This is a genomic window from Pantoea sp. T14 (assembly GCF_036663535.1).
GTDB lineage: Bacteria > Pseudomonadota > Gammaproteobacteria > Enterobacterales > Enterobacteriaceae > Pantoea > Pantoea phytostimulans.
The window spans coordinates 21842-37918 of the sequence record NZ_JAWUEB010000024.1; the positions used below are offsets into that span (position 1 = coordinate 21842).

The 16077-nt window shown below is 52.2% G+C and carries 15 protein-coding genes and 1 riboswitch; of the genes, 7 read left to right on the forward strand and 8 right to left on the reverse strand.

The features are described from left to right. The first annotated feature begins 179 nt into the window (after positions 1-179). A riboswitch (Lysine riboswitch) is annotated at positions 180-373 on the forward strand. Between the two features lie 118 nt (positions 374-491). From lysC to panS, 3 genes are all read left to right on the forward strand, one after another. Continuing rightward, entirely contained in the window at positions 492-1844 is a 1353-nt protein-coding gene (lysC, locus tag SC127_RS11320) for a lysine-sensitive aspartokinase 3 (protein WP_215847919.1), read from the forward strand. A 279-nt stretch (positions 1845-2123) separates the two neighbouring features. Further along, entirely contained in the window at positions 2124-2816 is a 693-nt protein-coding gene (aqpZ, locus tag SC127_RS11325; protein WP_243078803.1) for an aquaporin Z, read from the forward strand. Between the two features lie 184 nt (positions 2817-3000). After that, a complete protein-coding gene (gene panS / locus SC127_RS11330; RefSeq protein ID WP_215847917.1) occupies positions 3001-3918 on the forward strand; it encodes a ketopantoate/pantoate/pantothenate transporter PanS in 918 nt (305 codons plus the stop codon). A 57-nt stretch (positions 3919-3975) separates the two neighbouring features. On the opposite strand, the gene SC127_RS11335 is transcribed toward panS, so the two are convergent. The 7 genes from SC127_RS11335 to SC127_RS11365 form a co-directional block, all read right to left on the reverse strand. After that, a complete protein-coding gene (locus tag SC127_RS11335; RefSeq protein ID WP_215847916.1) occupies positions 3976-4314 on the reverse strand; it encodes an SMR family transporter in 339 nt (112 codons plus the stop codon). Positions 4315-4353: 39 nt separating this feature from the next. Beyond that, complete coding sequence (locus tag SC127_RS11340; protein WP_332626493.1) at positions 4354-5979, reverse strand: Na/Pi cotransporter family protein; 1626 nt, start codon at positions 5977-5979, stop codon at positions 4354-4356. A gap of 110 nt (positions 5980-6089) precedes the next feature. Further along, positions 6090-7082 carry an ABC transporter ATP-binding protein gene (locus tag SC127_RS11345; RefSeq protein WP_332626494.1) on the reverse strand — a complete coding sequence of 331 codons (993 nt, stop codon included), beginning with the start codon at positions 7080-7082 and terminating at the stop codon, positions 6090-6092. Positions 7083-7084: 2 nt separating this feature from the next. Beyond that, on the reverse strand, positions 7085-7870 hold the full coding sequence (locus tag SC127_RS11350) for an ABC transporter permease (protein ID WP_332626767.1): 786 nt from the start codon (positions 7868-7870) through the stop codon (positions 7085-7087). Positions 7871-7879: 9 nt separating this feature from the next. Further along, on the reverse strand, positions 7880-8719 hold the full coding sequence (locus tag SC127_RS11355; RefSeq protein WP_215847914.1) for an ABC transporter permease: 840 nt from the start codon (positions 8717-8719) through the stop codon (positions 7880-7882). Next, positions 8716-9528: an alkaline phosphatase family protein gene (locus SC127_RS11360; protein WP_332626496.1), complete on the reverse strand. Its 813-nt coding sequence runs from the start codon at positions 9526-9528 to the stop codon at positions 8716-8718. The genes SC127_RS11355 and SC127_RS11360 overlap by 4 nt, the downstream gene beginning before the upstream one ends. Positions 9529-9548: 20 nt before the next feature. After that, complete coding sequence (locus SC127_RS11365; protein ID WP_215847912.1) at positions 9549-10610, reverse strand: ABC transporter substrate-binding protein; 1062 nt, start codon at positions 10608-10610, stop codon at positions 9549-9551. Positions 10611-10826: 216 nt separating this feature from the next. Between SC127_RS11365 and SC127_RS11370 the strand changes: the two genes are divergently transcribed. From SC127_RS11370 to ubiA, 4 genes are all read left to right on the forward strand, one after another. Next, positions 10827-11534 carry a UTRA domain-containing protein gene (locus SC127_RS11370; RefSeq protein ID WP_332626497.1) on the forward strand — a complete coding sequence of 236 codons (708 nt, stop codon included), beginning with the start codon at positions 10827-10829 and terminating at the stop codon, positions 11532-11534. 65 nt (positions 11535-11599) lie between these two features. Continuing rightward, positions 11600-12010: a phosphate-starvation-inducible protein PsiE gene (gene psiE, locus SC127_RS11375; protein ID WP_243078797.1), complete on the forward strand. Its 411-nt coding sequence runs from the start codon at positions 11600-11602 to the stop codon at positions 12008-12010. A gap of 87 nt (positions 12011-12097) precedes the next feature. After that, a complete protein-coding gene (gene ubiC / locus SC127_RS11380) occupies positions 12098-12610 on the forward strand; it encodes a chorismate lyase (protein ID WP_243078796.1) in 513 nt (170 codons plus the stop codon). Positions 12611-12621: 11 nt separating this feature from the next. Beyond that, on the forward strand, positions 12622-13506 hold the full coding sequence (ubiA, locus tag SC127_RS11385; protein ID WP_332626498.1) for a 4-hydroxybenzoate octaprenyltransferase: 885 nt from the start codon (positions 12622-12624) through the stop codon (positions 13504-13506). Positions 13507-13582: 76 nt separating this feature from the next. Here ubiA and plsB read toward each other — a convergent pair whose 3' ends face one another. After that, complete coding sequence (plsB, locus tag SC127_RS11390; protein ID WP_243078826.1) at positions 13583-16006, reverse strand: glycerol-3-phosphate 1-O-acyltransferase PlsB; 2424 nt, start codon at positions 16004-16006, stop codon at positions 13583-13585. Positions 16007-16077 lie beyond the last annotated feature (71 nt).

Sequence of the window (16077 nt, forward strand, 5' to 3'; positions counted from 1 at the left end):
ACCTTCCTTGTGCCGCATCAGGAAATAGCCTGCTGGCTGAACCCATTTAGCACTCTAATTGCTGCGGCGCGGGCAAATTTGCCACGGGGTGCTCTGAAAATGAAAAATCCTTCAGGCAACAGCGTTGACAGCGGGGCCAGAAACCGATATTTCTATGCGCCTACTTGCGCCACTAAGCGCAAGCCAGAAGAGGCGCGTCGCCCAGGCAGTGTGTTGGAGGAACCGTAATCCAGTGAAAACACATCAGGGGGAGCGACGCCGAGGTGGTCAATTCGCGGTGAATTGATTGTCGGCTACAGGGGCTGAATCCCTTGGGTTGTCACCAGAAACGTTCCCAGTCGGACGTTTTGCAAGGTGGGGCGCTTCTGGGTGACTCGTCTACCCGATCTGGTCTGCCCATTTCTGCTCTTTCCTTGTGCCAAGGCTGATAGAATGTCTCTCGTCCGCAGTTAAACGTGCGGGAGCAAGATAACCTGACACGAGGTCGTAACATGTCTCAAACTCTGATTGTGGCGAAATTTGGTGGCACCAGCGTTGCCGATTTTGAAGCCATGAACCGCAGCGCCGATGTGGTGCTGGCCAATGCCAATACGCGTCTGGTGGTGCTTTCCGCCTCTGCGGGCATTACCAATCTCCTTGTTTCTCTCGCTGAAGGTCAGGAACCGTCGCAACGCGTCCTGCTGCTGGAAGAGATCCGCCGTATTCAATACAACATCATTGATCATCTGCAACGTCCCGACGTCATTCGTGACGAAATCGACCGCATGATCGAAAACATTGCCATGTTGTCTGAAGCTGCCGCGCTAGCAACCTCTACCGCGTTAACCGACGAACTGGTGAGCCACGGTGAGTTGATGTCGACGCTGCTGTTTGTGGAGATTCTCCGCGAACGTCAGGTAAACGCTGAATGGTTTGATGTGCGTAAAGTGATGCGGACCAACGACCGTTTTGGCCGCGCTGAACCGGAAGTCAACGTGTTGGCAGAACAGACGATCGCGCAACTTAAGCCGCGTATCGAGCAAGCGCTGGTGGTAACGCAGGGCTTTATCGGCAGTGAAAGCAAAGGTCGCACCACCACGTTAGGCCGTGGCGGCAGTGATTACACCGCAGCGCTGTTAGGCGAAGCGCTGCATGCTGCACGCATTGATATCTGGACCGATGTGCCCGGTATTTACACTACCGATCCTCGCGTCGTGCCAACAGCGAAGCGCATTGATGAAATTACCTTCGAAGAAGCGGCCGAAATGGCAACCTTTGGTGCCAAGGTACTGCATCCCGCTACGCTGTTGCCTGCGGTTCGCAGCGATATTCCGGTATTTGTAGGTTCAAGCAAAAACCCGTCTGCGGGTGGCACACGCGTTTGTAATGAAAGCCAGAACCCACCGCTGTTCCGTGCGCTGGCGCTGCGTCGCAAGCAAACCTTGCTGACCTTACACAGCCTGAACATGCTGCATGCACGTGGCTTCCTTGCCGAAGTCTTTAACATCCTGGCGCGCCACAGTATGTCGGTTGATTTGATTACCACTTCCGAAGTGAGCGTGGCGTTGACGCTCGACACCACCGGTTCAACCTCCACCGGTGACAGCCTGCTGACACAGGCTTTGCTGACTGAACTTTCGTCGCTGTGCCGGGTAGAAGTGGAAGAGAATCTGGCGTTGGTGGCCATTATCGGCAACAACCTGTCGAAAGCTTGCGGTGTGGGCAAAGAGGTCTTCGGGGTACTCGAACCTTTCAACTTGCGTATGATTTGCTATGGCGCCAGCAGCTATAACCTCTGTTTTCTGGTGCCAGGCACCGATGCGGAGAGCGTAGTACGTACTCTGCATCACAACCTTTTTGAATAAACGCGGATATTTTACGACTAAATATTTCGTTAATAAGCCAAGCCGGACAGGGTCCGGCTTTTTTATTTATTATCTTTGTTTAAGTAAGTAAATATCTCACACCCGTCTTGAAAGTCGTCCCGGCTATTTCTGACAAACCGCGCTACACCAGCAAGATGCGTCTTGAATCACCTCCTTTTGCTCAATAATTGGACTGAAATCCCTCTCTCCGGTTGCGCTTAATGCGTGCTAATCGATAATCAGCGCCGCTGAATTATTTCAGTATTCTAAGGGAAAGTTATGCAAAAGTTCGTGGCAGAGATCCTCGGCACATTCGTGCTGGTGTTAGGCGGTTGTGGCAGCGCAGTGTTGGCTGCAGCGTTTCCAGAGTTAGGTATTGGCTTTACTGGCGTCGCGCTGGCGTTTGGCTTGACCGTATTAGTGATGGCCTACGCGGTGGGTCATATTTCGGGTGGTCACTTTAATCCAGCGGTCACTATTGGCTTGCTGGTCGGTGGCCGCATCCCGTCATCACACGTTTTACCCTATATTATTGCGCAGCTTATTGGTGCGGTAGGTGCAGGTGCCGTGTTGTATTTGATTGCCAGCGGTAAAGCGGATTTCGATGTTGCTGCCAGCGGTTTTGCATCAAATGGTTACGGCGAACAATCACCGGGCGGCTACAACTTGATGTCAGCGATGATCATTGAAGTGGTGCTGACGGCCATTTTCCTGATTGTCATCATGGGTGCGACAGATAAGCGTGCACCGGCAGGCTTCGCCCCTATCGCAATTGGCCTGGCCTTAACCTTAATTCACTTGATCAGTATTCCTGTCACCAACACCTCCGTTAACCCAGCGCGCAGCACCGGCGTTGCCTTGTTTCAGGGCGATTGGGCGATTTCACAACTGTGGGTCTTCTGGCTGATGCCCGTCATTGGTGCGGCAATTGGTGGTGTGATCTACCGCTTTATACTGGAAAAAGCAGAGTAATTTTGACATTTTCAGGCGGATTGGCAGCAGTCGATCCGCATTTTCCCTTCAGACCTCATCTCCGCCTTACGTCGTGATAACGAAATGTTATGATCCTGCTTCCGCTTTCGCAGCCGTTCCTGCGTCGCGTATTTCTATGGCAAACCTGCGTAAAAACACAACATTCTTATAAGGAAGTCTGGCCATGCTCGCCACTTTAACCCGCCTGTTCCCACTGTGGGCCGTGCTGTTATCTGTCGCCGCTTACTATTCCCCTACGACATTTCTTGGTATTGGTCCCTGGGTTACTTACCTGCTGATGCTGATTATGTTTGGTATGGGTGTAACGCTCAATATTGATGATTTCAAACGGGTGCTGGTGCGCCCGGCACCGGTCATCGCCGGTACGTTTTTGCATTATCTGGTCATGCCATTGGCAGCCTGGGGATTGGCCAAACTGTTTCATATGCCGCCGGATCTCGCAGCGGGCATGATTCTGGTGGGAAGCGTTGCCAGTGGTACCGCATCTAACGTGATGATCTATCTGGCGAAAGGGGATGTCGCGCTGTCTGTCACTATCTCATCGGTTTCCGCGCTGGTGGGCGTGTTTGCCACGCCACTGCTAACACGTTTCTATGTTGATACGCATATTCAAGTCGATGTGGTCGGCATGCTGTTGAGCATTGTAAAAATCGTCGTCATTCCAATCAGCTTGGGTTTGATCATTCACCACAGCATGAACAGCGTGGTACGTCGCGTAGAACCTTATTTACCTGCGTTTTCGATGATCTGCATTCTGTTAATCATCAGTGCAGTGGTCGCGGGCAGCCAGAGCTTTATTGGTTCGGTGGGCTTGGTGGTGATCGTCGCGGTGATTCTGCATAACGCCATTGGCCTGCTTGGCGGCTATTGGGGTGGCAAACTTTTTGGATTCGACGAATCTACCTGCCGCACGCTGGCGCTGGAGGTCGGCATGCAGAACTCAGGTCTGGCGGCGACGCTGGGCAAGCTCTACTTCTCACCGCTGGCCGCGTTGCCTGGCGCACTGTTCTCGGTATGGCACAATCTTTCGGGTTCGCTGCTGGCAGGCTACTGGTCAGGCAAACCGATCAAGAAGAAGTAAGTTGATACTGCCCGCTACATTTCCTGGAACTGTAGCGGGTTTTTACGCTGCGCGGTGTTATCCGTGAGTGACCGATTTTGAAAACAGCTGAATCACCACCACGCCGGCAATAATTAATCCCATTCCCAGCAGCGCCGGTAGATCCAGTTTCTGTTTATAAATAGCCCACGACAAAATGGACACCAGCGTAATGCCCATTCCTGCCCAAATCGCATAGGCGACGCCGATATTCATGGTTTTGACTACCTGAGACAGGCCATAAAACGAGATGGCGTACCCAACCACCACCACAACGCTGGGCAGCAGGCGAGTAAAACCCTCCGATGATTTCATCATGGTCGTTGCTAAGGTTTCGGCGCAGATGGCGATCGCTAATATGATATAAACGTTAAACATCCTTTCTCCTTAAATGCGCAATGACATGACGCAAACAAGTCATTCATAATCTCGCTCATCATCGGGCTGTTCTAACACCGTGTAAGCGGTGGCACAGAACAGAGAATTCAGACGTTTCATATCCCCTAATAAACCCAAATGTAGCGAGCTGGTTTCAATACTTTGCACATTCTTCTGATGCAAGCGATCCACATGCGCATGCGAATAGCGGCGAATCATCAGACGAAAGCGATGCTTGGCGCGGCGTAGTCGTTTGGCGCTGGTGACATCATGTGAAAGAAATACGGACAAGCTAAGCCGTAGGTTAGCAATCAACTGTTCGTGTAATGCTTCCAACTCTTTTAATCCTTCAGCGGAAAAAGCACGCCGTGCGGCAAGGGACTTGTCGGCAACATCGCTGCTCATGCGCTCAATAATGTCGCCGGCCTGCTCGAGATTCAGCGACATCTCGATAATTTCGCTCCAGCGCCGCGAATCTTCTTCGCCTAAATCCTCTTTTGGCATACGCGCCAGATAAAGTTTGATGGCGGTATAAAGCACATCCACATCGTCATCTAACCTGCGAACCGTTCGCTCTTCACGCGGTTCGCCATGCACGACCTTGCTGAAGGCATCAAGCATCTGTTCCAGCACGTCACCCATGCGCAATGACTCGCGAGCAGCATTGACCAGCGCCAGCGCTGGTGTATCCAATGCGCTTCGATCCAAATGTTTGGGTTTAAGAATAAGTGTGCTTTCGGTGTCATCACTGATCAGGCGACGGCACAAACGCGCCATAGGATCAGCAAAAGGCACCAGCACCACACAGCGAATCAGGTTGTAAAAGACGTGGAAGAAGATCACTAACTCTTCATCGCTGACCGGCAGTTTATCGAGCCATATCGCGACCGGATTGACGAACGGCAAGATGATGACGCAGCCAATCAGCTTGAATAACAAGCTGCCCAATGCGACGCGTTTGCCCGCAGCGTTGGAACCGCTGGCGTTGATCATTGCCAGCAATCCGCTGCCGAGATTGGCACCAATCACCAGGCAAAGCGCGACTTTGAATGAGATCACGCCGGTGGCGGTTAAGGTTGCTGTGATTAACACCGCCGCCAGGCTTGAGTAACTAATAATGGCGAAGACCGCGCCAATCAGCGCATCCAGCATGATGTCGCCGGTCAGACTGGAAAACAGCACTTGTACACCGGAAGCTTGCGTAATCGGTCGTGCGGCCTCGACGATCAGCTGCAGCGCTAAAAGAATCAATCCCAACCCAATGCTGGCCCGACCGAGTTGACCGGCTCGCGTCTGTTTACGCCCGAGGAAAAACACCACGCCAAAAAAGATAAACAGCGGTGAAAGCCAGGAGAGATCAAACGTCAGAATACGCGCCATGATCGCCGTGCCGACATCTGCGCCCAGTACCACCACTAAGGCGGGCGTCAGGCTGACCAGGTTTTGCGCAACAAAGGAAGTGACTAAAAGCGTGGTGGCATTACTGCTTTGCACCAGCGTGGTAACGCCGATTCCGGCAAGGAATGCCATGGGTTTTTGTTCAATACTGCGACTTAACACGCGCCGTAAATCAGCACCATAAACGCGCATAATGCCAGTACGCACGATATGCGTGCCCCATACCAACAGTGCGACCGCGGAAAGGAGATTAAGCAGGGTTAACACGTATAGATGCTCCTCGACCATCAGGCTTTAAACAGCACAGATTGCCAGCCTGACGGAGAGAGCAATCTATGAAGGATATTGCCGATCGAAGCGCGATTTTTTCCTGTGTTTTAAGCCACCTGGCGCAACGTCGACATCTCTAACTGTAGACCAATCTGCATGCCAACAGGGTGTAAATCCGCCGCCGTGCGGTTCAAAACGTCGATGGAAAGTTCTATACCGTGCGCGCTGACACGATAACGGATTACGTTGCCAAGCAGAGTGTGGCTCATGATCTCAGCCGGGATGCCGCTACCTGACGGGGTGAAACGTATTGTCTCTGGGCGGATCGCGACCTGTGAATGGAATGTTTGCCCGGTGAGTTGCGTGGCTTGCTCTGCGCTTAGCAGGTTATAGTGACCAATAAAACCGGCGGCAAAGTGATCAACCGGCTGAGTATACAGCGACTCGGCATCACCGTTTTGCACAATTTTCCCTCTGTTCATCAGCACGATACGATCAGAGAGCGTTAACGCTTCTTCCTGATCGTGCGTCACGAAAAGGGTGGTGAGTTTGAGCTCTTTCTGGATACGGCGAATCTGATCGCGCAGATGGCGACGAATGCGCGCATCCAACGCCGAGAGCGGCTCATCCAGCAGCAGTAAACGTGGGCGCGTCACCAGCGATCGCGCCAGCGCCACACGCTGACATTGCCCACCGGAGAGCTGATGTGGATAGCGGCGGGCAAACTCGGTTAACTCTACCAACGCCAGTACTTCGGTTACACGCTGCTGCACTTCATGGCCCGGCAGCTTTTGCATTTTCAAACCAAAGGCGACGTTTTTTTCTACGGTCATATTGGGGAACAGCGCATAGCTCTGAAACACCATGCCGATGTGGCGATTTTGTGGCGACAGCGGCACGATGTCTTTGCTCTGCAATAAAATCTGCCCGCTATCCACCGAGGTCAATCCTGCCAGACAGCGCAACAGCGTAGATTTTCCGCAGCCGCTGGGGCCGAGTAACGTCACGAACTCACCCTCTTCGGCACTGAAATCAATCTGCTGGAAAATCTGCGTTGGGCCGTAGCTTTTATTCAGTTGTTTGACTTCAAGGTAGCTCATGATCAGCCTCGCTCAGGATTCAGGATGTTGGCCAGCCAGGTCACCAGCAGCACCACGAAGAAATAGGAGATAACCAGTGCGCTGGTGAAGTGGCCGCTGCCGTTGCGCATATTGAAGAGATAAACCTGTAACGTTTCATAGCGGTTGCCGACCAGCAGGTTAGCGAATACAAACTCACCGATCAAAAACGAGAATGAAAGCAGTACCGCAATTAACACGCCTTTACGCAGGTTCGGCAGCACCACGAACAAAGCCGCTTGCCAAGTGCTGGCACCTAACAGATGCGCGGCGTCGATCAATTCTCTCAAATTAATTGCCTGCATATTGTTCGCGATAGCGCGGTAAATAAAGGGCAAAGCGATAGTGAAATAACAGCCGATAAGAATCCACGGTGTGCCGGTCAGCATCAGCGGCGAAGACGAATAGAGCTGTAATAAGCCAACCGAAGAGACAACGGGCGGTACGGCAAACGGCATTAGAATCAGCACATTCATTACGGCATCGAGTCGTGGATAGTAGTAAGCGATTACAAACATTGCAGGCAGCACCAGCACCAGCGAAAAGATCAGCGCGCCAAAGCAAATCAGCAAAGAATGGCCGAGTGCTGTTAAAAATCGGCCATCGCTCCACAGCTGAATAAACCACTTCAGCGAGTAACCTTCAGGAAGGATCGTGTTGCTCCAGTCCGATGAGACGGCATAGAGCAAGGTCGCTACCAGCGGCAATGCCAGTATGAGAAACAGCAACCACACGATCAAACGATGATAAATCTGTTCCGCACGCGACATCATTGCTCCCTATTTCGCGTTGAGATAGCTGCGGCGCACCAAATACTGCTGCACCACGGTAATCAGCGCCATGATCAGCACCAGCAGCATGGCCAGCGCGCTGCCAGTGTTGGGATCCAGCGAGATATCACCCGAAACCAATGCCGCAATCCGTACCGGAACGACGTTGAAATTGCCGGTGGTCAGGGCATAAATGGTGGCGTAAGCGCCCAACGCATTCGCCAGTAAAATGACAAAGGTGCCAAGCAGTGCCGGAAACAAAATCGGCAGGCCGATATGCCACCAGTAGCGCCAGCGGCTGGCACCTAGCAGCGCGGCAGATTCCTGCCAGTCACGTTTTAATCCATCAAATGCCGGATAAAGCAGCAGTACGCCAAGGGGGATCTGGAACCAGGTGTAAACCAGCACCATGCCGTTACGCGAGAACAGCTTGAAGCTTTCAATCAATTCATAATGGCGCAGCAGTAACGTCAGGCAGCCATTCAGGCCGAGTAGAATCACGAAAGCAAACGCTAGCGGCACGCCAGCAAAGTTGCTGGTCATGTTAGTGAACGACATCATGAAGCGTTGTAAACGCCCGCTGCCGACCTGATGCAGTGAATAACCGGCAATCAGGGAAATCAGCAGACCATACACACTCGACCAAAACGAGATGTCTAACGAGAAACGGAAGGCCTGTAAATAAAAGGGTGACGTCAGGATGTCGTGATAGTTATCCCAGCCCCAGGCTTCATTCATCTCGCTCCAAAAGCTGTTGATAGCAATCCATACCAACGGGGCGAGCTGAAAAGCAACCCAAAACAGCGCGAAGGGGAGCAGAAGCAGCAGCGCTAACCTCTTTCCCCTCATGCGTTCGGCTCCGCCAGTAAGCCACGACAGATGGGCTTGTTATGCGCAACACCCAGCAGTTCGCAGACCGTGCCGCACAGTTCAGTTTGCTGTGGCGCAATCTCGGCTTGAAGTGAGAAAGCGCGGCCAAACACAAACAGCGGAACCTGAGTTTCTTCCGGCAAAATACCCCCGTGCGAGCGATCGTCATTCATGCCGTGATCGGCGGTAACAATCACCTGATATCCTTCTGCCAGCCAGGTCGGCATCCAGTGCGACAAATAACCATCTGCCATGCGCGCTCGATTACGGTATTGCGGTGAAGACAACCCGTGTTTATGGCCTGCATCGTCAATGTTCATCGGATGAATGAACATAAAGTCTGGGTTGTGGCGCAGGCGCAAACTTTCTGCATCTTCAAACAGATGAGAATCGGGGTAGCTGTCGTCAGAGTAAAAATGCCCATACTGAATGGGCAAGTCCGGCGCGTCGGTATGACGATCGCGCGCCGGAACGAACGGTGTTTGATTATAAAGCTCACTCACCCAGTGGTAGGCCGCTGCCGCCGTGGTCAGCCCAGCTGCACGCGCATAGTGAAAAATGCTGCGCTCACGACTCAATCGACTCACGCCGTTATGAATTATTCCGCTCTTAACCGGCGGAATGCCGGTCAGGATGCACTCATACAGCGGACGCGACAGGGACGGCAATTCGCAGGTAAGGGTGTAATAGTGACCATGACCTTGCGCACATTCGGCATACAAGTAGCCCATTGCATGTTGCGCGACCTGATTGCTTAAGCCGTCCAGCACCACGAGGATCGTTTTCATTCCGTTCTCCTTGCCACGCTTTACTGCTGCATATTGATGATGACGTTTTCTTGCCACAGGCGCGGCAGCATTTTGGAGGATTTATCCCACGCAGCCTGATCCTTGATAGGGCGCGCATTTTTGTACTCAGATTGCGGCAGCAGCTTGGCTTGTACATCAGCAGGTAAAGTCAGATGTTCAGCGCGGATCGGGCGTGCATAGCCTTTTGCCAGATTGATTTGGCCAGCGTCAGAGAAGATATATTCACGCGCCAGTTTGGCCGCGTTCGGGTGTTTGGCATATTTGTTGATGATGGTGGTGTAACCGGAGGTCACTGAACCATCGGAAGGAATCACGATTTCATAGCGGTTTTTATCGATTTGATCGCGATAGTTGAGGCCATTGAAGTCCCACAACACCGCCATCTGAACTTCGCCTTTCTCAATGTTAGCAATCACCGGATCGGTTACGCCGAGACGACCTTGCTTCGCCAACTCAGCAAAGAAATTAAGCGCGGGTTTCAGGTTCTTTTCATCGCCACCTAACGCGTAGTTTGCTGCCAGTACACCGTTAGCCGCCTGAGCCGCCACGCCGACATCGCCGATAGTGATTACATACTTACCTTTCTTCAGATCGGCCCAGCTGTGCGGGACATCTTTCACCTGCTGTTTATCCACCAGAAACGCGATAGTACCGGTGTAGGCCAGCGCCCAGTTGCCTTCTTTGTCTTTCGCCCAGGCTGGAATCTGATCCCAATGTGTGGGTTTGTAGGGTTGTGCAACCCCTTTAGCCACAGCGATGGGACCAAATGCCGCACCCACATCACCGATATCTGCACTGGCGTTCTCTTTTTCTGCATCGAATTTAGCCAGCTCCTGCGCCGAGGACATATCGGTATCGCTGTGCTTCAAACCGTATTTGCTGTTGATGTCATTCCAGGTATCTTTCCAGTTTGCCCAGCTGTCCGGCATACCGACGCTATTGACCTGACCTTCACTGCGGGCGGCTTTTTCTAAGGCGGCAAGGTCATTATCGGCAGCCTGCGCAGCAGGCAAGGCAAGGAATACAGCACTGGCTACTACAGAGGCGATAAACGCTTTCATCTCAGTTGCTCCCGGTGTAAGTTGAGTGGCCTGTCTGGTCTAGTCCAGCAAGAACCGAGCCAATGTAGCGGGTGTATATGAATGATTTATGACAAAGACGTGCAGGGCGAGGGGATGCGTAATATTTCCCATAAAATCCATTCGGAATGATCGGGTACGGAAAGGTTGTCATCGAACTGACGCAGTGCGAAAGCGCACCAAAATGAGGCTATTGTTGTGGAGTCGATAGCACCTAAAACGGCAGATGTGATTGCCAGCGCCTTGCTGGCGCGCATTAAAGCGGGTGAGTTCAATGGTGGCCGACTGCCTGCAGAACGGGCGTTAAGTGAAGCGTTTTCCACTACGCGTATCACGCTGCGCGAAGCACTGGGGAAGCTGGAAGCGCAAGGCGTAATTTATCGTGAACTGCGCCGTGGCTGGTTTATTGCACCTCCGCGACTTATCTATAATCCTCTGTATCACAGTCATTTTCATGCCATGGCAGCCGAGCAAGGACGTCATGCCAGCACCGAAGTCATAGCCGCACAGGAAGTGTCTGCGCAGGGCGCTGTAGCCGCCGCGCTGATGCTGGAAGAAGGGGAAACGGTTTTCTGTATTCGTCGTCTGCGTCGCATTGATGGCCGGGCCGTGTTGTATGTTGAGCATTACCTCAATCCACACTTTTTTCCCGGCCTGCTTTCCGAAGATCTTACGCGCTCTCTGACCGATCTCTACGATCAGCGTTACGGCATTCGCTACGGCGGCGCACGTTTCACCATTCTCCCTGGCCCCTTACCCGACGTTGCCGCCCCGGCGCTAAATGTCGCAGCCGGCAGCCCAGGTTTGCTTATCACGCGAATCAATCGCAACCAGCAGAAGCAGGTCATTGACTGCGATTGTGAATACTGGCGTTACGACGCGCTCTGTGTTGAGGTGGAAGCATGATTGTGATTTGCGTCACGCTAACGCATGATAGCGCCAGCGAATAATCGACTTTTCAGAGATACAACATGAGTGAAAAAAATCCTATGGCGCAGCACTTTGCAACCGTATTGCAATGGGTGCTGAATTTAGGTCTGCTGAGCCTGGCCATTATATTGGTGGTATTCCTTGGTAAAGAAACCATCCATTTAGCCAATGTTTTACTCAACAGCAGCGAACAGGCTTCGTCCTATTTGCTGATTGATGGAATCGTGATCTATTTCCTCTACTTTGAGTTTATTGCCTTGATTGTTAAATATTTTCAGTCGGGTTATCACTTCCCATTACGCTATTTCGTGTATATCGGTATTACGGCGATTATTCGTCTGATCATCGTTGACCACAAAAATCCGTTCGATACGTTGTGCTATTCAGCCGCCATTTTGGTGCTGGTTGTAACGTTATGGCTGGCAAACAGTCAGCGACTAAAACGCGAATAAACCAGCCGAGGGTTCTGCACGACGACAGGTGTTCACTGGGCCGCTCTGCGTTAAACTAGCGCCCTGCAAATTTTTGGGAGTGGTGCTATGTCGCAAGATGCGCTCAGCCTATTACGTGCGCTCAACTGGCTTTCGCCCACGCAACCGACGCTTTCGCCTGTGCTATTGGATTGGTTGATGGAAGAAGATTCCATGACGCGGCGCTTTGAGCAACATTGTCAGCGAGTAACGGTGCAGCCGGTGCGCGAAGGTTTCATTAACGCCAGCGAACTTACGGACGAACTGACGTTGCTACCAAACGATGAACGCTATTGGTTGCGTGAAATTATTCTTTTCGGTGACGACGAACCCTGGCTGGCCGGGCGAACGCTGGTGCCGGAAAGTACCTTGAATGGCCCGGAGGCAATGTTGCAGCAGTTAGGCACACGCCCGCTTGGCCGCTATCTTTTCTCCTCTTCAACGTTGAGCCGTGATTTTATCGAGCCGGGAAAGGTCGATGATTTATGGGGCCGTCGCTCTCGCCTGCGCTTGTCAGGTAAACCGCTGCTGCTGACTGAACTGTTTTTGCCCGCTTCGCCGCTCTATCGCGATCGGGGTTAAGGAATTGCATTGTGCAAAAGACATTACAAATTAGTAAGTTGCAGGCATACAGCCGCCTGATGCGTATCGATAAACCGATTGGCACCTTGTTGTTAATGTGGCCTACGCTGTGGGCATTGTGGCTGGCTAACATGGCGGTGCCACCCATTTCCGTGCTGATGGTGTTTGTTTTGGGCGTTATTGTGATGCGTGCGGCAGGATGCGTCATTAACGACTATGCCGATCGCAAGGTGGATGGTCACGTCCAGCGCACGCAAAATCGTCCGTTACCCAGCGGTGCGGTGAGTTCAAAAGAGGCAAAATATTTGTTTGTTGGGTTGGCATTAGTGGCATTCGTACTGGTGCTGACCATGAACCTGATGACTATTCTGCTCTCCGTCGTGGGGCTGGCGCTGGCTTGGGTTTATCCTTTTATGAAGCGTTATACCCATTTGCCGCAAGTGGTGCTGGGGGCGGCATTCGGCTGGGCTATTCCAATGGCGTGGGCCGCAGTTAGTGAGTCCTTACCTTTTGTTTGCTGGCTGGTATTCATCGCTAATATTTGCTGGACGGTGGCTTATGACACGCAATATGCCATGGTTGATCGCGATGATGATCTGAAGATTGGCGTGAAGTCGACAGCGATTCTGTTTGGTCGTTTTGACAAACTGATCATTGGGTTACTGCAGTTGGCAACGCTAATACTGATGGCGTGGGTAGGTTTATTACTGCAATTAAATGGCGCGTTTTACTGGTCTTTATTATTGGCTGCTGCGCTGTTTGTGCATCAACAGCGACTGATTGCCCAGCGCGAGCGTCAGCTCTGTTTTCAGGCCTTCCTCAACAATAACTATGTTGGGTTGGTGCTGTTTATCGGTGTGCTGATGAATACGGCGCCGTTCAGCCATATTTTCTAACGCATTCTTGGCACTCACTAAAAAGGCGACCTGTTTAAAGAGGTCGCCTTTTTTTGACATCAATATGACCAAACGCTTACTCGTGCGCCACTGCGCTCTCAATCGTCAGGCGTACATCGCTGGTAACCAGGTCGGCCAAAATAAGCCAGGTTGCCTGCGTCTGTAACACGTCTGCATCACCGCTGTCGCTGATATAGCCTTCGTGGCGTAGCGTCAGCACCAGTGAGGTAAAGACCGCTTTGTCGAAGAACTCCGGCGCATTGATGCCGTGCAGAACTGAAAGGCGCTGCGCTAACGTGCGGCTCTCTTTTTCCAGCGTGCCGCGGTTAATCGCAGGCTTAGCGCTTAGAATCGAGAAAGTAATGGCATAACGTTGCAACGTTTCGCGAATACCGGCCGCCAGCAGTTGCAGGGTACGATAGCGTGCGGCAGTAAAGCGTAATTGCCCATTTTCGATAGTGATCAGACCCTGACGCGCCAGTTCTTCACAGAAATTGGACAGCAGCTGCGGCAACTCATCGGTTTGCCAGCGCAGGAAAAGCTCACTCTTCAGCATGGGGTAAATCAGGCTAACCTGACGCAACAACTCAGCTTCGCTCAAATTCGGATGCTGCTGCACGATAGCGGCAATCAGCGACGGCATTACCAGCATGTGATGAATATTGTTGCGATAGTACGTCATCAAAACCGCCTGCTCACGCGGCAGAATGATGATATCGCCAATGCTGTCTTTCTCACTTTCAAACTTGTTCATGCCCATTGCATGATCAAGCAGCGCTTCGGCGGTAAGATCCGGCACGGTTGAGTTGGGTGAGTAAGGCACGTTACGCAGTAGCTGGGTATAGCATTCGAGCTGCTCAATCAATTGTTCACGCGTTAGTGAGCGCTGACGCGAAGCGAGCAGGGCTGTCACGCACAGGTTCATGGCATTGGCAGCGCCTGCTTCATTAATCCTCACCATCAACCGCGCGGCGATGTCATTCACCGTTGGCGTTAGCCAGCTTGGGCGTTGTGGCTCAATAGGATCGATTGCATCACGCCATTCTGGCACTCGCTTGTTGAGATAATTGACCAGCGGCAGCGGTTCGCCAAAGTTGACGTAGCCTTGGCCCAGGTTGCGCAGCTTACGCAAGCCGCGCACCATCTGCATAAAGCCTTCTTTCTCTTTGGCTGCGCCACGTAACTCTTTAGCGTAGGTGCCGACTTCCATCACGTGTTCATAACCGATGTAAATGGGCACTAACGTAATCGGACGATTACCCCCACGCAGCATCGCCTGAAGCGTCATTGCCAGCGTACCGGTTTTGGGATCAAGTAAGCGACCGGTGCGAGAGCGTCCACCTTCGACAAAGTACTCAACGGAATATCCGCGGGTAAACAGCTCACCCAGATATTCGCGGAATACGGTGGAGTAAAGCTTATTGCCTTTGAAAGTACGACGAATAAAGAAGGCGCCCAGACGACGGAAAATCGGTCCAGCAGGCCAGAAGTTGAGGTTAATACCCGCTGCGATGTGAGGCGGTACTAATCCTTGATGGTAAAGCACATAAGAGAGCAGCAAATAATCCATGTGGCTGCGATGGCAAGGCACATAAACAATTTCGTGACCATCTTGTGCTAACTGACGTACGCGCTCGCCGCCGTTGACGTTAATGCCCTGATAAAGACGGCTCCACAACCAGCCCATTACGCGGTCGGTAACGCGAATCGCCTCATAAGAGAAGTTGGCTGCAATTTCTTCCATCATCTCAACCGCATTTTGCTGCGCTTTTTCATGAGAGATTTTTTTGCTGCGTGCCTCATCTTCAACGGCTTTCTCAATCGCTTTCGATTGCAGTAACCGATTAAATAGATCCTGACGAGCCGGCAAACGGGGACCGATAGCGGCCAGACGCTGACGTGCAAAGTGAATACGCGCAACACGCGCTAACTTCTGAGCGATGGATTGATCTGTACCGTGTTCAGTCGCCATGCGGCGCAGCGAAACGGTGGGTGAGAAACGCACAAAGCTGTCGCGCCCGTGCCAAATCACCGCAAAAAATTTCTGTACGCCATTTAATACGCGCAGATGCGGCGTATCTTCACCCTGAACTTCGCGCCCCGGTGCACGACCAAACATCACCGTTACCGGCAGCATTTGAATGTCGAGTGCCGGGTTGTTGCGATGCAAGTCGAGGTAATCATGGAAGATTTTCACCGACTCAACGCTGGGCACAAAATAGGGGAATACGCGCGGGCCATCGTGGATAAAAACGTGGCGTGGAAGCAGCGATCCATCAATCTCGAGTGGAGAGAGGGGATCGGGCAGATCGTGCTTAATGCACTGCGCGCGTAATGTCAGTAAGTCGGCCTTCGAATCGTACGGCAGAACATACATAATGGGCCGGGTAGGATCCAGACCATGTTCAGAAACGGGATCGGCCGGAATAGCCTTACTCTTTACCAAAAACGAGAGTGGTAAATTCAGTAATTTATAATAAAGTTTACGCCAACCTGACATAGACAACATGAAGCCTCTTGTTAGCAAAGCGCCGCAAGCATACCAGAAAGCGCAGCGAAGATCTGTGGTGG